The sequence below is a fragment of the Pantoea sp. CTOTU50773 genome, assembly GCF_032082325.1.
GTDB lineage: Bacteria > Pseudomonadota > Gammaproteobacteria > Enterobacterales > Enterobacteriaceae > Pantoea > Pantoea communis.
On sequence record NZ_DAMDQC010000020.1, the window covers coordinates 21,528 to 44,602 of the forward strand.

Sequence of the window (23,075 nt, forward strand, 5' to 3'; positions counted from 1 at the left end):
TGTTATACCAGTCTTGTGCTGTGCCAGGACACCTGATCGGTGACCGTGTGATAAGGCGGGCGTTGCAAAGAATACGCCATGGTCATGGCATCCAGCAGCGTCCAGAGAATATCGAGTTTGAACTGCAGAATTTCCAGCATGCGATTCTGCTGCTCAGCAGTGGTGAACACTTCCAGCGCCAGCGCCAACCCGTGCTCCACATCGCGGTTTGCCTGGCTCAGGCGGCTGCGGAAATAGAAGTAACCCTCTTCTTTGATCCACGGATAGTGTTGCGGCCAGCTGTCGAGGCGCGACTGGTGGATTTGCGGTGCAAACAGTTCAGTTAATGAGCTACAGGCTGCTTCCTGCCAGTTGGCGCGACGGGCGAAGTTAACGTAGGCATCCACGGCAAAACGCACACCCGGCAGTACCAGTTTCTCAGACAGCAGGACTTCACGATCCAATCCCACCGCTTCACCCAGTTGCAGCCAGGCTTCAATACCGCCTTCCTGATCGTTGCTGCCGTCATGATCGAGAATGCGCTGCACCCATTTACGGCGGGTTGCGGGATCCGGGCAGTTCGACATGATCGCCGCATCTTTCAACGGAATATTGGTCTGGTAATAGAAGCGGTTCGCGACCCAGCCCTGAATCTGTTCACGCGTCGCTTCACCATTATGCATCGCGATATGGTATGGATGATGAATGTGGTAAAACGCGCCTTTGGCACGCAGCGCCTGCTCAAACTCTTGAGGCGATAAGGCTTCGGTGATAATCACGATGCGCTCTCCTGCAGATGAATCGCCATCCCGTCCCAGCTCACTTCAATGCCCTGCTGCGTCAGATACTGACGCTGCGGCGACTGCTCGTTGAGGATCGGATTGGTGTTATTAATGTGAATCAGAATTTTGCGTTGTGCAGGCAGTGACGCCAGCAGCGCCATCAGGCCATGCTCTTCCGCGAGGGCCAGATGCCCCATCGCTTTGCCGGTGTTTTTACCGACGCCAGTGGCGAGCAACTCATCGTCTTGCCAGACAGTGCCGTCAATTAACAGGCAATCGGCTTTCTCCAGCCACGGCATGATCACCGCATCGGGCTCGCCCAGACCTGGCGCATACAGCAGCGTCTGGCCATTGGCGGTGTTCTCAATAAATAGAGCGACGTTGTGGCCCGGTAACGGACGATCGCGATACGGCGAGTATGGCGGCGCGTTGCTGAGAATCGGGATGGCGGTGAACTGCAGGTTATGGCAGACATCGACGCGGAACGGTTCGAGTGGCGTAAGACCATGATGCTGCAGCCCGCCATTCCAGTGCTGCAACATGGTAAAAATCGGGAAACCGCTGGTGAGATCGGCATGCACCTCGGGCGTGCACCACACCTGATGCGGGCAGCCTTCGCGCAGACTGAGTAAACCGGTAGTGTGATCGATCTGACTGTCGGTAAGAATGATGCTGCCAATCGCCGTGCCGCGCAGCACCCCTTTTTTATTCAGCTCGGGTGTGTGGGCGATCTGCTGGCTGATATCTGGCGATGCGTTACACAGCACCCAATCTTCGCCGTTGTCACTGACAATGATCGAGGATTGCGTCCGCGCCTGAGCCTGAATCGTACCGTTGCGCAGGCCGCTGCAATTGGCGCAGTTACAATTCCACTGCGGAAAGCCGCCGCCTGCCGCTGAACCGAGCACTTTAATAAACATGAGAGATAACCAGAATGAAAAATAAAATGCCCGCACGAATGGCGGGCAGAAAGTCTTAGCGGTTGGAGATGTACAGAGTCACTTCCAGGCCCAGACGCAGGTCAACAAATTCAGGTTTTTTCCACATAACTTTCTTCCTCAAAACAAATAACGCAGAGCAGGCTCTGCTGGAAATGCTTGCACCAGTAAACGAATTTTCTGGCAGCAAGGCACGACGCGGGCTGATGTTGCGCCAATGTAGCGGGCAGATCAACCCTGATTCGGTAAGGGAATTGTGCTAATCCTGCCAAATCTGTTGCAGGACGCGCAGCCAGTTCCCCCAGGCAAACTGCTCAATCATGACTTGATCATAGCCGAGCGACGTGAGCAGCGCATAGAGATGCGGTAGCCCTGAAACATCTTTCAACGCATCGGGCACGCTAATGCCGTCGAAATCCGAACCAAATGCTACGTTTTCTGGCCCCATTATTTCAACTAAATGATCCAGATGTTTAACAATTTCAATCAATGGCGTATCACTATCGCGCTTGCCATCCGGCCGTAAGAAAGCGTTACCAAAATTAATCCCTACCACTCCGCCACGATCGCGAATGGCACGCAGTTGATCGTCAGTCAGGTTACGCGGCTGGGCGCAAAGCGCGTGCACGTTAGAGTGGCTGGCCACCAGCGGTGCCGTTGAGAGCCGTGCAGTGTCCCAAAACGCTTTCTCATTCATGTGCGACACGTCAATCATCATGTGATGGCGATTGGCAGCAAGGATCAACTGCTCACCGGCGGAGGTCAGGCCCGGTCCGGTGTCTGGCGAATGCGGGAAAGCACCGTTTACTCCCTCACCAAATCGGTTAGGTAAGTTCCAGAAAGGCCCAATGCTGCGCACGCCTGCCTGATAGAAGGCATGCAGATCTTCGCCATCGGCATCGAATCCATCCGCCCCTTCAATATGCGCGACCATCGCCAGCACGCCATCCTGGCGACAGCTGGCAATATCCGAAGCCGTCAGGCATAAGCGGGCGCGCCCGCCGGACTGCGCTGCCAGCGTCTTGAGGATGTCGAGTTGCTGCCAGATAATATCCAGCGGCTGCCACTGCTCGTTTGCACGTTGTGGTGCCACTTCGTTGATGTAACGCTGCGGCGGGACAAACAGCGCAAAGAGCCCACCGGCAAAACCACCCTGCTGCATACGTGGAAAATCCAGATGCCCTTTCTCAATGCCAGAAAAAAAGGCGCCAGCGGGATCGTCACGATGATGCAGCCACAGATTAAGCAGCAGGTCGTTATGACCATCGAAGGTTTTAAATAACATAGGGGATCACACAGCGAGATATATAGGCGCTATGCTACTCGCGCCCGGTTGATTCGCCAAACAAAGGGGCACAAAGCGTTAGTTTTGTGCAACCTTTAGGCCATGATAAAAGGTGGGTTTGACGTCGAGATGCTGCTTAATCAGGCCCTGTTTTTGATAAAAATCGGCGGTGTCCTGCTGCTGCGCAATGGTGGCGTCATCAATGGCTTGCCAATGCGACTGGCGGCGTGCAAAGGACTTCGCCGCGGCTTCTTTCGGGAAGCCGATGATTTTCGCCAGCGTGGTGGAGTACGCATCAACATGGCTGTTCGCCCAGCGATCCGCCGCCGCAAGGCGATTAACGTAATCCTGCAGCGCTGCACGTTTGGCCTCGTCATTGATTGCCGCATCGGTCGCCGCGAGGAAGCTGTTGCCGCTGGAGAGGCCAACGCCATTGATCAGCACACGTCCAGTATGCGTGACTTCCGCCAGCGCGGTATAAGGATCCCAGGTTGACCAGGCATCCACTGAACCGTTGGCTAATGCGATGCGCGCATCGGCGGGTGTCAGGAAACGAAAGTTGGCGTCCTTATCCGTCAAACCGGCCTTTTCCAGTGCTTTCAGCGCTTCAAAATGGCCGATGGATCCACGCCCGGTGGCAATATTTTTCCCTTTGAGATCGGCCACGGTTTTAATTTTTGAATCCGGGCTAACCAATACCGCTAAGCCTTCAGGCACAGATTTACTCACCGCCACCGCTTTCACCTGCGAACCGGCCGCCAGCGAAAACAGCAGCGGCGCATCACCGATGATACCCGCATCGACGGCGCCCGCATTCAGTGCCTCCGCCAGCGGTGCCGCTGCCGGGAACTCCGCCCATTCGATTTTATAATTGAGATTATTGAGCTGCTGTGCCGCTTCCATCTCGGCATGCATATTGCCCTTCTGGTCGGCAATGCGCAGTGTGACGGTTTCCGCCGCAGCGGTTCCACTGGCAAGCATCACTAACAGGGCTAAAGCTTTTCTTTTCATTCTATTTTCTCTTATATCGCAAAACCCCAGACTACCCTGTTGTGCTAAAAGCCCAGATGCCGATTTCGTCTGAGGAAAATCATCCTGCGCATAAGCAGCACAACGCTTTTGGCCGTCGATTCTCATCATCCCACATTTGTTGTGAACGGTTGGGATAGCGAGGGTTCACAGAATGTGGGCCTGGCTGCTGCGGCAACTTCGCAACGAAATGTCAGTTACGCAATGTGGCTTGTCAGTTATGCGTGAGCAGCGTGCGGCGATGTGGTCCAGACTGAGTACAGACCCATAAGGAGAACCTCATGCTGAACCACCCTGCTGAAAAATACCGCCCCTTTCCGGTGATTGAATTGCCTGACCGTCAGTGGCCCTCGCGCCAGCTCACCCAGGCACCGCGCTGGCTGTCCACCGATCTGCGTGACGGCAACCAGGCGCTGGCGACACCCATGGACAGCGCCCGCAAGCTGGAGTTTTGGCAGCTGTTACTGCGCTGCGGCTTCAAAGAGATTGAAGTGGCGTTTCCTGCCGCCTCACAAACTGATTTCGACTTTGTACGCCTGCTGATTGAGCAGCATCATATTCCGCAAGGCGTTGCGATTCAGGTACTGACGCAAGCACGCAGCGATCTGATTGATCGCACCTTTGAAGCCCTGCGCGGCGCACCGCAGGCGATTATTCATATGTACAACGCCACGGCACCGTTGTTCCGCGAACGCGTATTCCGCCAGAGCAAAGCAGAGATCATTGAGCTGGCCTGCGCTGGGGCACGGCAAATCCGCGCCCAATGTGAAGCACAAAACGACACCGCCTGGACCTTCCAGTATTCACCTGAAACGTTCTGCTTTACCGAACCTGAATTCGCGCTGGAGATTTGTGAAGCAGTCGCAGCGATCTGGCAGCCGGGGCCTGAACGCCCGATGATTATTAACCTGCCCGCCACGGTGGAAGTGAATACTCCGAACGTGTATGCGGATCAGATTGAGTATTTCTGCCGCCACTTTAGCCAGCGATCGCAGGTGGCGATTTGCGTGCATCCGCATAACGATCGCGGCACCGGCGTGGCCTGCGCCGAACTGGCGATACTGGCCGGAGCCGATCGCGTTGAAGGCTGTTTGTTCGGTAATGGTGAGCGCACTGGCAATGTCGATATCGTGACGCTGGCTCTGAATTTATATACTCAGGGCGTAGCGCCGGAACTCGATTTCAGCGATATCCAGCAGGTGCTGGAAGTGGTGACACGCTGCAACCAGTTGCCGGTGCATCCGCGCCATCCGTACGCTGGTGAGTTGGTGTTTACCGCGTTTTCGGGTTCGCATCAGGATGCGATTCGTAAGGGCTTTGCCGAACGCAATGAGCGTCAGGAGGCGATCTGGCAAATGCCGTATCTGCCACTTGATCCGATCGACATCGGTTGCAGCTACGAAGCGGTGATTCGCGTCAACAGTCAGTCCGGTAAAGGCGGTGCCGCCTGGCTGCTGGAGCAAAACCATGGCCTGCAGTTACCGCGCGGGTTGCAGCAAGACTTCAGCCGCACTGTGCAGCAGCAAACCGATGCTCACGGCCAGGAGATGACCCATCACGCGTTATGGCAGCTGTTCTGTCAGCATTACGGCTTAACCCAGCCTGCGCGGCGTTTGCTGGACGCGGAAAGTCATAGCGATGAGAAAGGGGAAACGCGGTTTAAAGCGCAGGTGCAGGATGGCGGACAAACGCTGACGCTGGAAGGCAAAGGCAACGGACTGCTGTCGGCGGCGGTCGCGGCACTGCGTCAGCGCTATGATCTGGCAATCAGCATTGAGGATTACCACGAGCATACGCTGGGTAAACGCAGTGATAGCCGCTCTGTTACCTACATTAGCTGTACCAATGCACGCGGCGAACGTGCCTGGGGTGTGAGCATCGATAATGATGTGACACGCGCCTCATTACAGGCGCTACTCAACGCAGCCCACGCTTTTCTGCCGCAGGAAAGTAGTTTGCCGGTGTAACGCCGAGCACGCGGCGGAACATCGCACTGAAGGCGCTCGGGCTGTCATAACCGAGTTCGAGCGCCACCGTTAACACCGTTTCGCCCTGCGCCAGCCGCGCCAGCGCCACGCTGAGGCGTGCGCGGCGCACCCAATCGCTGAACTGCAAGCCCGTTTCGCGGTTAAAATGACGCGCCAGCGTGCGTTCAGCGACACAGAGTTCGCTGGCCGCTCTCGCGAGTGTCCAGCTCTCGCCCGGTTGCTGATGAATTTGCTGGCACAGTGCACGCATCCGCTCACTTTCCGGCCACGGCAGGCCGAAGGGCAGCACATCCATTACGCGAATTTCATCGAGAATCAATTCATAAATGCGTTCCGCACGACTGCCAGAGGCGTAAGCGTCCGGCAATGCCAGAGCACTGACGATCAGCTCTCGCAGTAGCGGGGAAATCTGCACCACCTGACAACTGGCAGGCAGATCCGCTCGTGCGAGCGGATCGACAAACAGCGTGCGTGCCGCCACGGCACCCACAATCTGCAGTGCATGCCCGGTGCCCGCCGGTAACCACACGCCACGACTCGGCGGCACAATCCAGCTGCCCTGCCGGGTTTCGACTTTCACTACGCCGCTTAAGGTATGGATCAACTGTGCACAATCGTGGTGATGCCATGACTCAGCATCACCGTGCACATAATCGTGCGCATAAGGCACCAGCGGACGCTGGCTAAAATCGAAGTTGAGGCGCTGGCTCATTTAGCGCTTCAGGTATTGGTAAACCGCCGCCAGGTCCTGCTCGCCGTAACCGGCATCGACCGCCTGCTGCCAGACATCGACGATGTTCTCCAGCGCGGGCAGTTTGGTCTCACCCGCAGCATCCAGTGCCAGTCTGGCATCTTTCAAGGCCCACACCAGATGCATCTGCGGGGTGAAATCACCACTGGCGATCATACCCAGTTTCATTTTGGCGTACGGGGCTGCCAGCGGGCCACCATCCAGCACTTTCCACAGATCGTCGGTGCTGAAACCAAACTGCTCCGCCAGGCGTGTACTCTCCGCCAGACTTTGCATCAGGCCAATCAGCCAGCTGTTGACCACCAGTTTCATACGCGAGCTGGCACCCGCATCACCCAGCCACTGTGTGCCTTTTCCAATTGCAGCAAACACCTGCTCAGCGGCCTGCGCTTTGCTTTGATCGCCGCTGGCCATCACCAGAATCTGCGCATTTTCGGCAGGCGCTTTGGTACCGGAAACCGGCGCATCGATAAAGAGCACGTCCGGACGTGCGTGTTGCAGGTCGGCAATCAGCGCATCAGTCGCTTCCACGCCAATAGTCCCCATCTGGCAGACGGTCGCGCCCTGCTTCAATGCACGGCTTGCTTCGGTCAGCGTCTGACGCGAGGTGTCGCCGTCAGACAGCATCGCGATCACCACATCGGCACCCTCTACGGCCTGCGCCGCGCTGTCGCTGAGTTGCAAACCAGCATCCAGCAGGTCTTCACCTTTGGCACGCGTGCGGTTCCAGCCGCGCACCACGAACCCTTTTTTCAGTAAGTTTGCGGCAAAAGCGTGCCCCATTGCGCCTAAACCTAATACCGCCACGACGGGTTGCTGACTCATCTTGATTCCCTTTTATGCATTCAGACAAAACAGTCAGACTGACAGAAATTTCTGCGCGCAGCCAGGCGAGAGGTGCGCCGAAAGGCATTTTTTAATCTCAACCCCGACAAGGCACAGGGTTAATCAGCATGCTTTTAAACAACCCTGGGCGCTTTCTGGCGAGTAGGATGGGATAACGATTTACCGGGTTAATTTTATCATTCGGCAATGACACAAGAATTCGTCTTCATCGCTATTCGATTATTGGAAAAAGTTCGCATATGATAAATGGGAAACTAACACTCTATAAATAATTACCGATGTCATCAGAAAACCAAAGCTTAAAAGTCACTCGAGAACGTGGAAGACCCCGAGTCTTCGATATGGACGACGTTTTAGATAAAGCAATGATAGTATTCAGAAAGAAAGGTTATCACGCTTCATCAATAGCCGACCTGGGCGAAGCCATGAGTTTAACGGCTGGAAGTATATATAAGGCGTTTACTGATAAGCGCACCCTTTTTTTGCGGGTATTTGAACGCTACATTGCCCTCCGTAATGCCGATTTACGTCAGCGGTTGCAACATTTCCCGGATGGCAGATCGCGGATTGAGGAATTACTGCAATTTTATTTAGACTCTGCGGTTGAGATTGAAGGGCGTAGAGGTTGTTTGGTTGTTGGGAGCACGGTTGAACTGCAAACGCTGGATGAAGAACTTTCAGCGTTAGTCAGGCAGGCCGTGTTGCGTAATCAAAACTTTCTCGTTTCGCTTATTATTGAAGGCCAGAAAGACGGATCTATTTCCTCTCAACTGGATGCTGAAACTGCGGCAGGCTTATTGCTGTGCGTGGCATTCGGCATGCGTGTGGTAGGTAAAGTTCAGGATGTGACTAATGGGAAAAAAACCATTACTATGGTGATGAAGGTTCTGGAATGATTCATTTGCCATATTAGGAAATAGTCATTTCCTAATTAAATTTAATCATAGCGCTCTCCTGACGCCTGTGATCCCTAAGAGGAATTGATATGTGCATCAATGATGTAGCGAAGAATCACAGAATGGCTATGGAGCAGGATGTGGCACCTCCAAAAGATATTTCAGAAGAGGAAGCCCTGGGGCGCGTTGTGGGCGAAATTTTAAGCGCGGGAAAAACGCTCAGTCGTAAAACACTGTGTTTTGAATTGCTCAAAAAGCTGGATGAAGCTGAAGAATCATCAGTTAAAAGGCACTATTCAAATATTTTTAAGAAATTATTGTCTTGTTAGCTTATAAATAAAAAGCGCATCCGTTTGATTGCTTTTAATATCTCTATTTTGAGCAATCATCGTTTCGTGTCGCCGACATCCTTTTTGTATTCGATAACATCATGGGCCAGTGCTTGCCGTTACGCTTATTCTTCTCGTTTCTGTATAAGAAACATCCCAATCATGGCTCAAACAAAGTAATAGGGAATAATCTGCTTTCCCCAGCGCAGAAAAAAAACAAAATCACCTCCTCATCAGATAAGAATTAATTATGTTTTTAAGTCATGAGGATAATAAAAATGAAAGACCCTATACAGCGTCGCATCCCGTCAAATTTGTCGCGCATTGAATTATCTGAACAATGGCAAATCACTTACTGGACGCTCACTCTGCATACGACTCAGGAAAGACTTACCCGGGCGGTGCGAGAAGTAGGATCAGAGACCGAAGCTGTTCGCCGATGGCTCACTGAGCATCCTCCTGCCCGACAACCTCAGTCTTATTAAGGTGATAGGCTATCGTCATGACACTGGCGGGATAGACGCATAAGGACAACGTGAGCGCAGTTTCACTATCGTTATGGCTTATGAATCCATCCGGCAGCCGCTCAGTCGTTTGCGTTGTCCCTGTTCAGCCCATTGCCAACAAAATAGCCATGAGTCAACGGCCTTTACGCAGCAAACGTCACAGCCCTCTCCCTGCCTGAGGTATAAAACGCTAATAACAGCATTTATTTAATATAATGCGTGAAAATGTAATACCATTTATCGGCAAAACTATTAACATATGCGCGATTAATGTTCCATTTGGTTCATTCCACGTCTTTATACGGTCTTTCATAATGAAAATTGCTTTACTGCGACAGGCACCGTTGCTGATGCTGCCTGCATTATTCCCTTTGCAATTGATGGCGGCGGATAATGCCAGCAATACCATGGTCGTCAGTGCCGCGCCCGCGGGCACCGGTTTGTCAGAGCTGGATACGCCCGCGGCGGTGAGTGTGGTGTCTGGTGAGGATATGCGTCATGCGGCACCACGCGTCAACCTCTCGGAAAATCTCGCCAGCGTGCCGGGCATGCAGATTCAGAATCGCCAGAACTATGCGCAGGATTTGCAAATTTCCGTGCGCGGATTTGGCTCGCGATCAACCTTTGGCCTGCGCGGTATCCGCCTGTATGTCGACGGTATTCCCGCCACGATGACTGATGGTCAGGGACAAACCTCAAATATCGACATTGGTTCGATTGATCACGTTGAAGTACTGCGCGGCCCCTTCTCAGCCCTGTACGGCAACTCGTCGGGCGGTGTCATTAATGTTGAAACCCAAACCGGTCAGCAACCCACCACGCTGGAAGCCAGCACCTGGTACGGCAGCTACGGCAGCTGGCGCAACAGCGTCAAAGCCAGCGGTGCCACCGGTGATGGCACGCACGCCGGTGACGTGAATTACACCGTGTCGGCCTCGCGCTTTACCACCCATGGCTATCGCGATCACAGCTCGGCAGAGAAAAACCTCGGTAACGCCAAACTCGGTGTGCGCATTGATGATGTCAGCACCCTGACGCTACTGTTTAACAGCGTTCACGTGGATGCGCAGGATCCCGGCGGTTTGACCGAGGCGCAATGGAAAGATAATCCGCGTCAGGTTGCCAGTAACGTAACGCTTTACAACGCGCGCAAAACCGTCGACCAAACGCAGGCTGGGCTGCACTATCAGCGCCAGATGAGCGAGAATGACGATCTCAGCGTGATGATGTACGCCGGTGAGCGTGAAACCACGCAGTATCAATCGATTCCGATGGCGACCCAGCTGAAAGCAGGCTATCCCGGCGGCGTGATTTCGCTGGCTCGCCACTATCAGGGGATTGATACGCGCTGGACCCATCGCGATACCGTGTTCACCCTTCCTGTGACGCTGACCGCCGGTCTCGACTATGAAACCATGACCGAAAAGCGTAAGGGTTATCAGAATTTCACCACCAGCAATGGCGTGACGGATTACGGCGTGCAGGGTGATATGCGCCGCAATGAACGCAACCTGATGTGGAACCTCGATCCTTATCTGCAAACGGCGTGGCAGTTCACCGATAAGTGGTCACTGGATGCTGGTGTGCGTTTGAGCACGGTGAATTTCGACTCCAACGATTATTACGTCACTTCCAGCGATCCCGATGACAGCGGTAATCGACGTTATCACCGCTGGCTGCCTGCCGCCTCACTGAAATATGCGATTGATAATAGCTGGAATGCCTATGTGTCTGCGGGCCGTGGCTTTGAAACGCCTACGCTAAATGAGTTGTCTTATCGCTCAGCCGATCAGTCTGGCCTGAACCTCAATCTGAAGCCGGCGACCAGCGATACGGTTGAGCTGGGCACTAAAAAGCGTATCGGTAACGGTTTAATTACCGCCGCCGTGTTCCAGACCGATACCAAAAACGAAATCGTCTCTGACAGCAGCTATGAAGGCCGCACCAGTTATAAAAATGCCGGTGAAACCCGTCGTCGCGGGCTGGAGTTGGGTCTGGATCAGGAGTTTGGTTATGACTGGCACCTGAAAGCGGCGTGGACCTTGCTGGATGCGCGCTATCGCTCTAACGCCTGTGGCACTGAAAGCTGTGACGGCAACCGTATTCCAGGCATCGCACGTAATATGGCCTATGCCGGGTTAGCCTATGCGCCGGATCATGGCTGGTATGCCGGCGGTGATGTGCGCTACATGAGCGACATTGCAGCGGACGATGAAAATGATGTCAAAGCACCCTCTTATACCGTATTTGGCCTGAACTCGGGTTATAAGTGGCTGGTACAGAACTGGACGCTGGACTTGTTTGGTCGCGTGGATAACCTGTTTGACCGCACCTATGTGGGTTCAGTGATCGTCAATGAGAGCAACGGTCGCTATTACGAGCCGGCGCCAGGACGCAACTACAGTGTTGGTCTGACGGTAAGTTATGCGTTTCAGTAACTGACATCGCGCCTGATAAAAAGCCCTGCAACCTTATTCGGATTGCAGGGCTTTTTTTATGCCGTTTTGACAATGCGCATGCAGTGCATGAGCATGCCTGACCAGTCGGTTTACTTCAGCAGAGCCAGCACGTCGGTGGTTGAGCCGGTTTCGCCCAGACGCGGGAAGATACGCTCAACGCTGTTTTGGTGGGTATCAGCGTTCAGACAGGTCATCGCATCTGTTGCCAGCGTGACGTTGTAACCTAGCTCGTAAGCCTGACGCGCAGTGGATTCCACGCCAATGCTGGTGGCGATACCGCACACCACCACCTGAGTGATACCACGCTGCTGTAACTGATCGTGCAGATCCGTATTGTGGAAACCACCCCAGGTCTTTTTCGTCACGGCAATTTCATCGGCTTTCAGCGCCATTTCCGGTACCAGCACAGCCCAGTCGGCTGGCAGTTCGCCACTATGACGCGCCTGCTCGTTACGGCCTGGTGCGCCACCGGCGACATTCACTTTCACCACCGGCAGGTTTTTGTCATGAAACGCCTTAACCAGCTGTGCACAACGCTCAACCACGACATCGGCTGACAAAGGCGCAACAGGAAGACGGACAATGCCGTGCTGCAGGTCAATCACAATCAGGGCGGTTTTTGCGTCTAAGGTCGTTAAAGCCATGGGAATTCCTCTCAGGATTATTGGTCGGCAATACGTTGCAGTAAGGGAATAGCGGCCATTAAAATTTTCTGCTCCGCACTATTAAGCGTGGTTGCCATGCTCTGGAGTAGCCAGTCATCACGTTGTGCACGATTGGCGGCGATCAGCCTCAGGCAGCTTTCGGTCGGTAGATAGCGGGTTTTACGGCCGTCCAGCGGATCGGCTTCCCCTTTCACTAACCCCTGCGCCTGCAAGCTGGCAACGGTCGCACCCATCGACTGGCTGCGCACGCCTTCTAACCCGGCCAGTTCAGTTACTGTCATTGCGCCATCGCGCACCAGATATCCCAACACAGAAACCTGCGGCCAGGTAAGATCGCCCGGTGGGGCCGATTCGCGCAGACGTCGCGCCAGTTTGCCATTCACGCTGCGTAGAGTCGCAGCCGCGCTATTCAGGTCGCTCATGGCACCTTCTCCTTACTGATGAAGCGCGAGTATATAAATACGAAGGCAAACTGTGTAGTTTACCTTCGTATCAATTTGTAATTGGCACTCAGGGCCGCTTGATATAATGAATCAAACTGTGAAAACGCAGCGGCGTGCTGAGGGGATTGCGATAACTGTGCGCGACATCCGCCGCAAACTGGTGCGCTTCACCGTTGAGCAGGCGACGCCAGGTTCCCTCCACGCACAGCAGCAGCTCACCTTCCAGCACCACCACCTGCTCAATCACGCCACTTTCGTGTGCGGAAGAGTCGCTTTGTGCACCGCCAGCAAGGGTGACTTCCAGCAGATCAAAACGCAACGCGGCATCATATGGCAGCAGCGGCTTCACCTGCATTTGCGCATTGGGTTGGCTAAACGTCGCGGCGATACCCGGCGGTTGATCGCTACCCTGAACAAAAAACGAGAAAGGCACATTGAAACCGGTAGCGATTTTCCACAATGTCGCCACCGTCGGGCTGGATTCACCGCGTTCGATTTGGCCCAACATCGCTTTGCTGACACCGGTGCGATCCGCTGCCAGTGTCAGGCTCCAGCCGTTCGCCTGACGCAATTGTTTTAACGCCTGGCTCAAATGTTGATGCAGATTTTCCATGATATCTCCTGGCAAATTCGCGCGCAGTGTAGCACTTGTGCGTTATAACACACTCGTGCGATAGTGTGCGTTATAACGCACAGCAGGATGCAAACCGATGATCACCGCCACTTCGCGCAACGCTTTCTCTTTCCCTATGCTGGTTTCCGGCTTTATTGCGGTGCTGGTGGGATACAGCAGCACTGCCGCATTGATTTTCCAGGCCGCTCAGGCTGCAGGCGCCTCGCCGGAACAGATCGGCGGATGGCTGTCGATGCTCGGCATTGGCATGGGTCTCGCCTCTTTCGGTCTTTCGGTGTGGACACGCATGCCCATTCTGGCCGCCTGGTCGACGCCGGGGGCGGCACTGTTGGCCACCAGCGTGCAGGGCCTGACCTTAAATGAAGTGGTCGGCGTTTTTGTGGCGACCAATGCGCTGATCGTACTGAGTGGCGTAACCGGACTGTTTGCCCGCTTGATGAACCACATTCCGCAATCTTTGGCCGCGGCAATGCTGGCGGGGATTTTGCTGCGCTTCGGTATTGGCACCTTTATCGGTTTACAAGGCAACTTCGCCCTGTGCGGCAGTATGTGTCTGGTGTGGCTGTTAAGCCGACGCTGGCTGCCGCGCTATGCCATCATTCTGGCGCTGATCGCTGGCGTGCTGGTGGCGGTGGGTCAGCAGGCGATTCATTTCCCGCCGCATGCTCTGACGCTGAGCGTGCCGGAATTTATCATGCCGCAGTTCACGCTGGCATCGCTGATTGGGGTTGGATTGCCCTATTTTCTGGTCACCATGGCCTCACAAAATGCACCGGGCATTGCGACCTTACAGGCGCATGGCTACCAACCGCCGGTTTCCGCTCTTACTGGCTGGACCGGTTTTATTGCGCTGATCTTGTCTCCTTTCGGCGGCTTTTCGGTGTGCATAGCGGCCATTACCGCTGCCATTTGCATGGGAGAGGATGTGGATGCCGATCCGAAACGACGCTGGATGGCCTCCGCGATTGCCGGGATTTTCTATCTGCTGACTGGCTTTACCGGCGCGCTGATTGTCATTCTGTTAAGTGCCTTGCCGCAGGTGCTGATCGCCACGCTGGCCGGGCTGGCGCTGCTGGCTACCCTCTCCGGCAGCCTGCAACGCGCTCTCGCCGAGCCCGATCACCGTGACAGCGCCATCGTCGCCTTTTTAATCACCGCCAGTGGTATCTCTCTGCTGGGGATTGGTTCTGCCTTCTGGGGATTAATCGGCGGCATGATCACCCATCTGGTGCTGAGCCACCGCGCACGCGCTTAAAATTTCAGCAACCGACGCTTACACGCGGGAAAAACACCCTGTTTTTCCCCCTTTATCAGCCGTTTGATTCCCCTGCATTTGGCTTAAGATCACCAGTATCGCCAAATACACACACTATTTTGCTTCAGGCAACCACCGATAAGGGCCCTACGAGTGGCAAAAACTTTTCTGCGCAGCGGCAATCTGGATTCGGTACTGGCACTGGGTGAAAACGGCCAGCCGGTCTGGGCTTCTGCCCTGCAAATCCGTGAAACACTGCGTTTACGTCGCCAGACGGCGCTGGCAAACTGCCTTGCCATTCCCCAGGCTAACGAACGTGGGGACCGCCTCGACTGGTATGCGCCCTTTAACGGCAAAGTAAAATCCTGGCGCGGTGCCAGCGATCATGAGCGGCAAAAAGCGCTGGAACTCCTGACGCTCAACCAGCAGGATTTACTGGCCGCAAGTTTACGCGCGCGTGACGCGGAGAATCCGGCGATGCGCCTGTTTGGCGCCTTACTGAGCAAGACGTTGCAGTTCCCGGATCAGCAATATGTTTATCTGGTTGATGGCAAACCCGTCATCACCTTCTGGGGCTTTGTCGATCCGCAGGCGCGCTCACGCGATGACGCACTGGCCTGTCTGCGCGACAGCCTCGAAGAGGATTTACCGCCGTTGCTGCCAGAACCACCGGCTGCGGTTATCGTGGCGCCGGTTATTGCGCCTTTGATTGAAGTGCCTGCCGTTGTGGCTGCACCCGTGGTGGAAGAGCCCGTTGAGATCGCCCAGCCTGAACCCGAAGCGCCACAACCCGCACCTGAGCCTGAGCCTAAAGTTGAACAGCCGCCTGTTCGCCGCCCTTCCGCATTGCGTCCATTGGCATTGCTGCTGCCGGTTGCCGCCGTGGCTGCGGCTGGCGTAGCGTTCTGGCTGCACAGCTCAGCGCCTGAAGCCACACCGCCTGCCCAGGTTGCCGATGCACCGGCTCCCGTTTTCACGCCACCGCCAGTGGTCGCGAAAGCTGAGAAACTGGCCGCCACGCTGCCACAAAAAACCGCCACGGTCACCACTGCGCCTGTGCCTGCCGCGCCTCCTGCGCCGCCTGAGGTGATTGCTGAACATACGGAACCGGCCAAGGCCGATGACCTGGTGATGACCACCGAAGATGCGCGTATTGGCTCCGTGAAGTTTATCAACGGCACCTGGCGCGTGATATTACGACAAACTAACCTGCCAACCGGTAAGCCACCGAGCCTGCGTTACCAGCTCCGTAACGGCAAAGGCATCGCTACCATTACACAGGGCGACAATATCCGCTGTAAAGCCGATGTGACTGCCGCAATGACGGTGGACGGCACCATGGTGGTTCGCAGCCGCTATACTGCGACCTGCAGCGACAAATCGCGCTACCGCATGCCGGAACTGGTGTGTAAAGCCGGTGATGGCATTGCCAGTTGTACTGCGCAGTACGGCGCAGATCAGGTCTTCCCGTTGACGATTAAGCGTGAGAGTAAGTAAACATGTTGGCTCCCCTCATCGATGACAAACAAAAAATCACGCTGATTGAAGATAGCGGTGTGCAGTTTCTCGATTTTGGCTTACGTCTGCCTGCCTTGCAGGCGCGCCGCCAGTTCGTTCGTCAAACCGCTAACGGTCCGCTGCTGCGTCTGAACGTGGACGGTAACAGCGGCAAATTTTTGCTCTATCCCGAAGATGGCGGTGCAGCAGAGGTGGTACGTCCCGAGTCGGACATTGCACTGGCAGATTCGTTAACGCTGCTGGCACACCAGTGGCTGCCGCTGCCGGTGCTGCGCTGCACCAGCGGTCGCCGTTTTATTGGCGGCCCGGATAACTGGGCACGCCTGCACCTGGCACCGCTGGCACAGCCCGATGCCGCAGGTAACACCCATCGCATTACGCTGGCGTTTGACACCCGTATCGTGCCGGAACAGGACGGCGGCGAACAGCACGGTCTGAGCAAAGCCGATGCGCAAAACGGCGTGAGTTTCGCCCTTGCCTGGCACAACTATGAACTGGGTGAGTTTCTGGACCACACCTGGGTGGATGGCTGGCTGCGTGAAACCTTTACTCAGCAGGTCAACGCGCTGGAATCTCGCCGCGAGCAGGAGCTGAATCAGGCGCTGCGTGAGTTTGAGTATCAGGCACACTATCTCAACCTGCTGGAGCTGCTGGGTGAGCAGTTGGATCTGGCCGAGATCTACATTCAGGCCACCTCGCTGCAAACCCCGGCGGTGAATGTCGATATCATCCTCGACGTTGGCAACTCGCACACCTGCGGCATTCTGGTGGAAGACCACGCTGAAGAGAGCAACGGTCTGCGCCAGACTTACGAACTGCAACTGCGCGACCTTTCTGAGCCACATCAGGTCTACAACGAGCTGTTTGACAGCCGTCTCGAATTCGCAGAAACCCGCTTTGGTAAAGCAAACTTCTCACTGGAAAGCGGCCGCGAAAACGCCTTTATGTGGCCATCGCTGACGCGCGTTGGCCGTGAAGCCAGCCGCCTTGCCCTGCTGCGCGCGGGTACCGAAGGCAGCACCGGTCTCTCCAGCCCGCGCCGCTATCTGTGGGATGAAGCACGATATCAGCCAGGCTGGCGCTTTAACGCCCATGGCAGCAGTGATGAGCCACAGGCAACTGCGCTGCCTTTCACCCTGTTGCTGAATGACGAAGGCCAGCCGCTGCACGCGCTGGCGGAAGACGATCGCCTGCCGGTGTTCTCTGCCAGCTACAGCCGCAGTTCGCTGATGACCTTTATGCTGTGTGAGCTGCTGGCTCAGGCGATGATGCAGATGAACAGCGTGGCACAGCGTCAGCGCATGCCGCAGAGCCAGGCTCCGCGCCAGCTGCGTCATGTGATCCTCACGCTGCCTTCCGCGATGCCGAAACCGGAACGCGAGATTTTCCGTCGTCGCATGCAGGAAGCCATCGCGCTGGTGTGGAAAGCCGAAGGCTGGCATCCGGCTGAGGAAGATTTCAGCGTGCAGAGTCAGGCGAAAAGCCTGCGCCCGGTGCCGGATGTGCAGATGGAATGGGATGAAGCCACCTGCGGACAAATGGTGTGGCTGTTCAATGAAACCCAGGTGAACTTTGCCGGGCGTGCGGAAGATTTCTTCAGCAGCATGGCGCGTCCGGATCGTCCACGTGAAGTCGACGAAGTACCGGGTAAAAGCCTGCGCATCGCTTCTATCGATATTGGCGGCGGCACCACCGATCTGGCCATCACCCAATATCGTCTCGATGACGGCCAGGGTAACAACGTTAAAATCACCCCGCGCCTGCTGTTCCGTGAAGGCTTTAAAGTCGCAGGCGACGATATTCTGCTGGATGTGATTCAGCTTTGGATTCTGCCTGCACTGCAACAAAGTCTGCAGAAGGCTGGGCTGACGCTGGCTGAACCGCTGATGAACAAGCTGTTTGGTCACGACAGCCGCATGGATGGGCAAGCCACGCTGCGTCAGCAAGTCACCCTGCAGCTGTTCATCCCGCTGGCGCAGGCCGTGCTGGAACGCTACGAAAATTGGGATCCGCTCGACAGCCACAGCGAAATCAATGCGCTGTTTGGTGAGCTGGTGCCACAAAAACCGGCCAGCAGCGTGCTGGCGTTTGTTAACGGTGAGATTCAGCGCACGCTGGGCGGCGACAACCGCTTCGATCTGCTGGATGTGCCTTTGGTTGTCAGTATGGCGCAGCTGCACGGTGAGTTCCTGCAGCATCGTATGGCGATCATCCCGGCCCTGCGTGCCATGTGCGAAGTGGTGTCGCTGTATCAGTGCGATGTACTGCTGTTAACCGGCCGTCCTTCGCGCTTCCCCGGCATTCAGGCACTGGTACGCCATCTGCAGCCGCTGCCGGGCAGCCGTATTTTGTCGCTGGAAGGCTATCACACCAGCGACTGGTATCCGTTCAACAAACAAGGCCGCATTGATAACCCGAAATCCACTGCTGCCGTCGGCGCGATGCTGTGCCTGCTGGCGCTCGATCTGCGTCTCAGCAGCTTCTGGTTCCGTGCGGGTGATTTCGAGCCTTACTCCACCATTCGCTATCTCGGCGTGCTGGATGAAACGGCCACGCTGAGCGATGACAACCTGTGTTACAGCGAGATCGACCTCGACAAAGGGGATTTTGCACTGGATCGTAAAAGCAGCTTCCGCATTCGCGGCAACGTCTGCCTCGGTTTCCGTCAGCTGGATAATGACCGCTGGCCAGCTTCACCGCTGTACAGTCTGAGCATCACCGATCCGCATCTGGCACGTAAAGTCGCCGGCGAAAGCATCCTGCGTATCAAGCTGGCGGTACAGCCGGGGCCGGACAACTTTGGTCCGGAGCGTCTGGTGCTGAGCGATGCCCGCATGGATGACGGCACTCGCGTGCCGCTTGAACAACTGAGTCTGAAACTGAATACGCTGTCTGCGACCGGCAATGCCAACGCGCAGTATTGGATTGACAGCGGGAGCGTCTGCAAACGATGAGAACTGCCAAGAGAGCCACCTCTGTTACGCCCGCCAAACGTCTGAGCCTAATGCAGGAGACGCTGGACGGCGCACTGAACTGGATTGAAACCCATCAGGCGCAGGCACCGCGTCTGGCACTGGAAGCGGATACGCTGCGGCTGCAACTGCGCCGCGCGCGCGTGGAAAGTCATGCGCTGGCGCGTCAACTGGGACGTCCGGTGACGCTGGCGATGTTTGGCCAGTCACAGGCGGGCAAAGCCTGGCTGTTGAGTGAAATGGTGGGCGATGCGCAGGGCCAACTGATGGCGCGTCTGGGCGATAGAATTGTGAACCATTTCCAGAACATCAATCCCGGCAATCTCGATTTTGCCATTGCCACCCGCTTCAGCCACCAGCGTGAAACCCAGTCCAGCGCCTGGCCACTGGAGATGACGCTGCTCAATGACGTGGAGCTGATTCGTCTGGTGCTGGCCTGTGCCAAAACTGAAGCACAGCCAGACAGTGCGGTGATCGATGCCGCGCTGCAGCGTTTACAGCGCCATCGTCAGGACGAGCCACAGCCGGGCCTCGACAGCGATGCTTTGATTACATTGTGGGCGTGGAGCCGCCGCCAGCATCGTCACGCCGAGGTACTCGATCGTCACTTCTGGCCACAGGCGGTGGAACTTGCTCCGTGGTTAAACGTCGATGACCGCATTCAGCTGTTTGCGTTGCTGTGGCCTAATCAGGTGGCACTCAACGAACAGCTGCGTAATCTGATGCACCTGCGTCATCAGCTGCGCCAGGCACCGCGCCTGCTGGCACCTCTGAGCCTGTTAACCGATGACGCCTCGCTGCCTGCGGAAAAACTGATCAGCAACGATGCCGACTGGCAGGAAATGATTGAAGTCTGCCCGATTGTCGCCAATCGTGTCGCTAAACCACAGCAGGTGCCGTTGGGCCTGCTGGCGTTGCTAACGCTGGAAATCACCGTTCCGCTGAATTCAACGCCGCGTCAGGCACTGTATGACGAAGCCGATATGCTGGAGCTGCCAGCGCCCGGCCAGCCTGCCGATGTGGGTCAGCAAGAAGATTTAGCCCAGCTGCGCAAACGCGATCCTCTGCGGGCGGCGCTGCTGGAGCAGAAACGCGCACTGCTGCCGGGACTGTATGCCGCGCGTCAGGGCATCGACCTTATGCTGATCTGTACCGCCGCCAGCCAGCGTCAGGATACCGACATTGCGGTTAACGCACTGCGTGAATGGCATATCCATCAAACCGTAGCGGCCAGCGGCGAGAAGCCACGCCTGATTTGGGCGATTACCCCGCACGATGCGCGCTATCAGCAGCAGCAGATTAATGTTGATGAAGCCGTACAACGTCAGATCGGGCAACCAGGACAGAGCTGGGGTTCCATGCTGGCACTCGATCGTGCCGGTGTCGATCGCATGGGCAGCTGGTTGCAGGATGAAATGCAGCCAGAAGCACGTCGTGATCGTCTGGCCCAGCAATTAAGCACTTTGCAGCAAAAGCTGGTAGAGCGTTTGCAACCGTGGACCGAATCCACTGCCACGCCAGAACAGGCGGCACGCAAGCAGGCGATTTCCGATACCTTGCTGAAATGCTTGCAACATCGCACTGGCCTGCACGGCGAACTGCTGGAGCGCTTGCAGCCTTCGCGCGAAGCGGTGCGTCAGCTGTGGCTGAGCCAGAGCAGTGGCACTGTCGTGCAGCACAGCGCGAAAACCGCTGCGGCTGAGCAGATCTATTTTGGTATTGGCTTCGAGTTTGACCTGTTTAAAGATGAACCGGTGGCCCCTGCGGAACCGCGTAACAGCAGCGGCCAGCGCGATCAGCAATTCCCGCAGCAGGTGTTTGCGCTGTGGCTTGAACATCTGCGACAGTTGCCGGAAAGCCGGAGTTTGCTGACGCTGCTGAACGTGGATAAGCCGACCATGGAATTGCTGGTAGAAGAGCTGATTACCGCCAGCTTCCGCCTGAAGGTATTAAGTAAGCTGCAAAGCGCGCTTAACGAACCGGATGCGCAGGCCAGCGCGCATGAAGCGCGGACCGATCGTCAGGTCTCGCGCGCGATGACGGTGTTGGGTGATTTTGTCGCCTGGCTCGGCTTCCTGCAGCGTCCGGAGAGCGAGCGGCCTGAGAGTCGTGTTAATCGCGGACAAACCATCTTCGCCCGACCACCTGCGCCGAGCGTGAGCTTCTCGCCAGGTCAACGTTTAACACGTTTGTCAGCCGCACCCGCCAATCATACCGCCTATTATATCTATGACTGGCTGGTGGGATTAAATTCGGTCATTGTGGAAAACAACGGCTATACCGGCGGCAGCGACCTGCCCGCCAATGCCCGTCAGATGCTGGCGATTCTACTGCTGCCGCTGCACGCGTAATCAGTCATGAATCAGGCGCAGCTCGCCTCGCAGCTGCTGCGCCGCCTCTTCCATCAGCGCCAGCACCGGTGCAAATTCCGCCTCACTGGCCAGTGCAACATGACGTAAATGCAGTTCAGCCGGCAACGCAATCCCGCCTGTCAGCCAATCCCACAGCGCATCCAGATTACAGCCAAACTCCCCGCTGCAGCCGCTTTGCGCCACAAACTCACTGTAAAACGCCTGGCGATCGGCCAACTGCTGGAAATCAAAAGAGAGGGTCAACATGGTTAGTTCACCTGTTTGAAGCTGCGATAGTGATCGGTGGTGAGAAAGATCAGTCCATCTGAAGAGTAAAGCAGACGATCGGCGTCGCGGTGGCCGCAATCGTAATTCACATCGGCTTCATACCACTGACGCCCTTGTTTCATCGGCAGACGCTGCTCACGATTGCTAAAACGATCGCCACCAATCGCCCGGCCAGGCAATACGTTGCACAAGTCGCCTTTGCTCGGGTTCCAGCCCTGACGGCGTGCTTCACTTTTGGTGAGATAAAGATCCGGCAACTGATGATTTTGCTGTAACCACTGGGCCACCGTGTGGGCATCGGTGAGTTTGGCAATATCTGTGCCCTGTGCAGCGGTTTTACCGGTTAAATGCGGCTTAAGCCCGGCCCAGGTAGCGGCCAGCGCGAGAATAAGTCCAATCCAGAGTTTCTTTGACATAGTGACATCCCGAAGTGCAGGACGCCGATAATAGCAGGATTATCGTGAAGAAGAACGCGGGCCAGCATGGCTGGCCCTGGCGGAGGTGTTACTGCATCGCACTCGCGGCTGGCACGGCATGTCGACGCCATGCGCCTGGCGCCACGCCATACTGACGTTTGAAGCTGCGATTAAACGACTGCTGCGAATCAAACCCCAGTGAAATCGCCACATTAAGGATCGGTTCGTTGGTGGTCGTTAAACGGTCCGCCGATTTTTTCAGTTTCTTATTACGAATGTACTCGCCCAGCGGATAGCCGGTGTGCTCTTTGAACATACGCTGCAGGTGCCATTTCGAATAACCGGCGCGCCCTGCTACGGTGTCCAGATCCAGACGTGCTTCAATGTTGTTATCAATCCAGTCGATCAGATCGTGAATAAATGCGTCGCTCATCATCCCATTTTCTCCCGTCGCCTTAACGAACAGTATCAGTATCAGTTGCAATTACACTTTAAGGGTGACTGACTATGACATTTAATGCAAGTTTTATTATTGCATTAAATGCCGCACTCGCCGTAGGGGCTTTTCCCCACTGAAACGAATCGATCAAAACAGCACATAAAGTGTATCAGATATTCTTGCAGATGCAGTTTGCAGCAGCCTACACTCATCGCGTTTTAATGCAATCTTAAAAGTTGCAGATTTTTCGTACATGTCCTTTCTTTTTTCACACCAACGCGGAATAACAACAATGCATCTGCAAAC

At 55.7% G+C, this 23,075-nt stretch carries 22 protein-coding genes; 9 read left to right on the plus strand and 13 right to left on the minus strand.

The annotated features are described in order from the left end of the window. Positions 1-2 precede the first annotated feature (2 nt). From pqqC to RT340_RS05305, 5 genes are all read right to left on the minus strand, one after another. Positions 3-758 (minus strand): pyrroloquinoline-quinone synthase PqqC, encoded by a 756-nt coding sequence (gene pqqC / locus RT340_RS05285; protein ID WP_097117203.1) that lies wholly within the window; start codon positions 756-758, stop codon positions 3-5. Then, positions 755-1,681, minus strand: a complete 927-nt coding sequence (pqqB, locus tag RT340_RS05290; RefSeq protein ID WP_211727872.1) for a pyrroloquinoline quinone biosynthesis protein PqqB — start codon at positions 1,679-1,681, stop codon at positions 755-757. The genes pqqC and pqqB overlap by 4 nt, the downstream gene beginning before the upstream one ends. A 55-nt stretch (positions 1,682-1,736) precedes the next feature. Continuing rightward, complete coding sequence (pqqA, locus tag RT340_RS05295; RefSeq protein WP_010617686.1) at positions 1,737-1,808, minus strand: pyrroloquinoline quinone precursor peptide PqqA; 72 nt, start codon at positions 1,806-1,808, stop codon at positions 1,737-1,739. 150 nt (positions 1,809-1,958) lie between these two features. Then, positions 1,959-2,984, minus strand: coding sequence for a dipeptidase (locus RT340_RS05300; RefSeq protein WP_097117205.1), 1,026 nt, complete (start codon positions 2,982-2,984; stop codon positions 1,959-1,961). A 78-nt stretch (positions 2,985-3,062) separates the two neighbouring features. After that, positions 3,063-3,995, minus strand: a complete 933-nt coding sequence (locus RT340_RS05305; RefSeq protein WP_160832872.1) for an ABC transporter substrate-binding protein — start codon at positions 3,993-3,995, stop codon at positions 3,063-3,065. A gap of 299 nt (positions 3,996-4,294) precedes the next feature. Here RT340_RS05305 and leuA point away from each other — a divergent pair, with 299 nt between their 5' ends. Next, complete coding sequence (gene leuA, locus RT340_RS05310; RefSeq protein WP_313374593.1) at positions 4,295-5,980, plus strand: 2-isopropylmalate synthase; 1,686 nt, start codon at positions 4,295-4,297, stop codon at positions 5,978-5,980. Here the strand turns inward: leuA and RT340_RS05315 are convergent. Together RT340_RS05315 and RT340_RS05320 are read right to left on the minus strand one after the other, a co-directional pair. Continuing rightward, complete coding sequence (locus RT340_RS05315; RefSeq protein WP_097117208.1) at positions 5,931-6,713, minus strand: AraC family transcriptional regulator; 783 nt, start codon at positions 6,711-6,713, stop codon at positions 5,931-5,933. The two genes, leuA and RT340_RS05315, sit on opposite strands and share 50 nt — an antisense overlap. Next, positions 6,714-7,577 carry an NAD(P)-dependent oxidoreductase gene (locus tag RT340_RS05320; RefSeq protein WP_313374595.1) on the minus strand — a complete coding sequence of 288 codons (864 nt, stop codon included), beginning with the start codon at positions 7,575-7,577 and terminating at the stop codon, positions 6,714-6,716. A gap of 299 nt (positions 7,578-7,876) precedes the next feature. On the opposite strand from RT340_RS05320, the gene RT340_RS05325 reads away from it, so the two are divergent. From RT340_RS05325 to pqqU, 4 genes are all read left to right on the plus strand, one after another. After that, positions 7,877-8,494, plus strand: a complete 618-nt coding sequence (locus RT340_RS05325; protein WP_097117210.1) for a TetR/AcrR family transcriptional regulator — start codon at positions 7,877-7,879, stop codon at positions 8,492-8,494. Positions 8,495-8,583: 89 nt separating this feature from the next. Further along, a complete protein-coding gene (locus tag RT340_RS05330; protein ID WP_097117211.1) occupies positions 8,584-8,823 on the plus strand; it encodes a hypothetical protein in 240 nt (79 codons plus the stop codon). Positions 8,824-9,101: 278 nt separating this feature from the next. Beyond that, a complete protein-coding gene (locus RT340_RS05335; RefSeq protein ID WP_072017020.1) occupies positions 9,102-9,308 on the plus strand; it encodes a DUF3606 domain-containing protein in 207 nt (68 codons plus the stop codon). Positions 9,309-9,643: 335 nt separating this feature from the next. Further along, positions 9,644-11,767 (plus strand): TonB-dependent receptor PqqU, encoded by a 2,124-nt coding sequence (pqqU, locus tag RT340_RS05340; protein ID WP_211727869.1) that lies wholly within the window; start codon positions 9,644-9,646, stop codon positions 11,765-11,767. A gap of 110 nt (positions 11,768-11,877) precedes the next feature. On the opposite strand, the gene RT340_RS05345 is transcribed toward pqqU, so the two are convergent. The 3 genes from RT340_RS05345 to RT340_RS05355 all read right to left on the minus strand — a co-directional run bounded on the left by RT340_RS05345 (position 11,878) and on the right by RT340_RS05355 (position 13,509). Further along, positions 11,878-12,432, minus strand: a complete 555-nt coding sequence (locus RT340_RS05345) for an isochorismatase family protein (protein WP_097117212.1) — start codon at positions 12,430-12,432, stop codon at positions 11,878-11,880. A 17-nt stretch (positions 12,433-12,449) separates the two neighbouring features. Next, positions 12,450-12,875 (minus strand): MarR family winged helix-turn-helix transcriptional regulator, encoded by a 426-nt coding sequence (locus RT340_RS05350; protein ID WP_097117213.1) that lies wholly within the window; start codon positions 12,873-12,875, stop codon positions 12,450-12,452. Positions 12,876-12,963: 88 nt separating this feature from the next. Continuing rightward, positions 12,964-13,509 (minus strand): helix-turn-helix domain-containing protein, encoded by a 546-nt coding sequence (locus RT340_RS05355; protein ID WP_034827330.1) that lies wholly within the window; start codon positions 13,507-13,509, stop codon positions 12,964-12,966. 97 nt (positions 13,510-13,606) lie between these two features. Between RT340_RS05355 and RT340_RS05360 the strand changes: the two genes are divergently transcribed. From RT340_RS05360 to RT340_RS05375, 4 genes are all read left to right on the plus strand, one after another. Further along, entirely contained in the window at positions 13,607-14,785 is a 1,179-nt protein-coding gene (locus tag RT340_RS05360; RefSeq protein ID WP_313374607.1) for a benzoate/H(+) symporter BenE family transporter, read from the plus strand. A gap of 153 nt (positions 14,786-14,938) precedes the next feature. Further along, a complete protein-coding gene (locus RT340_RS05365) occupies positions 14,939-16,282 on the plus strand; it encodes an SrfA family protein (RefSeq protein ID WP_313374609.1) in 1,344 nt (447 codons plus the stop codon). Positions 16,283-16,284: 2 nt separating this feature from the next. Beyond that, complete coding sequence (locus RT340_RS05370; RefSeq protein ID WP_211727867.1) at positions 16,285-19,257, plus strand: virulence factor SrfB; 2,973 nt, start codon at positions 16,285-16,287, stop codon at positions 19,255-19,257. Continuing rightward, entirely contained in the window at positions 19,254-21,626 is a 2,373-nt protein-coding gene (locus RT340_RS05375) for a virulence factor SrfC family protein (RefSeq protein ID WP_313374612.1), read from the plus strand. The genes RT340_RS05370 and RT340_RS05375 overlap by 4 nt, the downstream gene beginning before the upstream one ends. Here the strand turns inward: RT340_RS05375 and RT340_RS05380 are convergent, their stop codons facing one another. The 3 genes from RT340_RS05380 to RT340_RS05390 all read right to left on the minus strand — a co-directional run bounded on the left by RT340_RS05380 (position 21,627) and on the right by RT340_RS05390 (position 22,766). After that, complete coding sequence (locus RT340_RS05380) at positions 21,627-21,893, minus strand: barstar family protein (protein ID WP_058959999.1); 267 nt, start codon at positions 21,891-21,893, stop codon at positions 21,627-21,629. 2 nt (positions 21,894-21,895) lie between these two features. Beyond that, the gene (locus tag RT340_RS05385; RefSeq protein ID WP_058960000.1) at positions 21,896-22,330 is read right to left on the minus strand and encodes a ribonuclease domain-containing protein; all 435 of its coding nucleotides are present in this window, start codon (positions 22,328-22,330) and stop codon (positions 21,896-21,898) included. 88 nt (positions 22,331-22,418) lie between these two features. Continuing rightward, positions 22,419-22,766 (minus strand): helix-turn-helix domain-containing protein, encoded by a 348-nt coding sequence (locus tag RT340_RS05390; RefSeq protein ID WP_034827340.1) that lies wholly within the window; start codon positions 22,764-22,766, stop codon positions 22,419-22,421. Positions 22,767-23,075 lie beyond the last annotated feature (309 nt).

What these genes read in the sequence shown, in the direction of transcription:
- RT340_RS05375 (WP_313374612.1), top strand. Translation starts at nt 19,254, where the DNA reads ATGAGAACTGCCAAGAGAGCCACCTCTGTTACGCCCGCCAAACGTCTG.
- RT340_RS05335 (WP_072017020.1), top strand. Translation starts at nt 9,102, where the DNA reads ATGAAAGACCCTATACAGCGTCGCATCCCGTCAAATTTGTCGCGCATT.
- pqqB (WP_211727872.1), bottom strand. Translation starts at nt 1,681, where the DNA reads ATGTTTATTAAAGTGCTCGGTTCAGCGGCAGGCGGCGGCTTTCCGCAG.
- RT340_RS05320 (WP_313374595.1), bottom strand. Translation starts at nt 7,577, where the DNA reads ATGAGTCAGCAACCCGTCGTGGCGGTATTAGGTTTAGGCGCAATGGGG.
- pqqU (WP_211727869.1), top strand. Translation starts at nt 9,644, where the DNA reads ATGAAAATTGCTTTACTGCGACAGGCACCGTTGCTGATGCTGCCTGCA.
- RT340_RS05345 (WP_097117212.1), bottom strand. Translation starts at nt 12,432, where the DNA reads ATGGCTTTAACGACCTTAGACGCAAAAACCGCCCTGATTGTGATTGAC.
- RT340_RS05330 (WP_097117211.1), top strand. Translation starts at nt 8,584, where the DNA reads ATGTGCATCAATGATGTAGCGAAGAATCACAGAATGGCTATGGAGCAG.
- RT340_RS05390 (WP_034827340.1), bottom strand. Translation starts at nt 22,766, where the DNA reads ATGATGAGCGACGCATTTATTCACGATCTGATCGACTGGATTGATAAC.
- RT340_RS05305 (WP_160832872.1), bottom strand. Translation starts at nt 3,995, where the DNA reads ATGAAAAGAAAAGCTTTAGCCCTGTTAGTGATGCTTGCCAGTGGAACC.
- RT340_RS05380 (WP_058959999.1), bottom strand. Translation starts at nt 21,893, where the DNA reads ATGTTGACCCTCTCTTTTGATTTCCAGCAGTTGGCCGATCGCCAGGCG.
- RT340_RS05355 (WP_034827330.1), bottom strand. Translation starts at nt 13,509, where the DNA reads ATGGAAAATCTGCATCAACATTTGAGCCAGGCGTTAAAACAATTGCGT.
- RT340_RS05350 (WP_097117213.1), bottom strand. Translation starts at nt 12,875, where the DNA reads ATGAGCGACCTGAATAGCGCGGCTGCGACTCTACGCAGCGTGAATGGC.
- RT340_RS05360 (WP_313374607.1), top strand. Translation starts at nt 13,607, where the DNA reads ATGATCACCGCCACTTCGCGCAACGCTTTCTCTTTCCCTATGCTGGTT.
- RT340_RS05370 (WP_211727867.1), top strand. Translation starts at nt 16,285, where the DNA reads ATGTTGGCTCCCCTCATCGATGACAAACAAAAAATCACGCTGATTGAA.
- RT340_RS05325 (WP_097117210.1), top strand. Translation starts at nt 7,877, where the DNA reads ATGTCATCAGAAAACCAAAGCTTAAAAGTCACTCGAGAACGTGGAAGA.
- leuA (WP_313374593.1), top strand. Translation starts at nt 4,295, where the DNA reads ATGCTGAACCACCCTGCTGAAAAATACCGCCCCTTTCCGGTGATTGAA.
- RT340_RS05300 (WP_097117205.1), bottom strand. Translation starts at nt 2,984, where the DNA reads ATGTTATTTAAAACCTTCGATGGTCATAACGACCTGCTGCTTAATCTG.
- RT340_RS05385 (WP_058960000.1), bottom strand. Translation starts at nt 22,330, where the DNA reads ATGTCAAAGAAACTCTGGATTGGACTTATTCTCGCGCTGGCCGCTACC.
- RT340_RS05315 (WP_097117208.1), bottom strand. Translation starts at nt 6,713, where the DNA reads ATGAGCCAGCGCCTCAACTTCGATTTTAGCCAGCGTCCGCTGGTGCCT.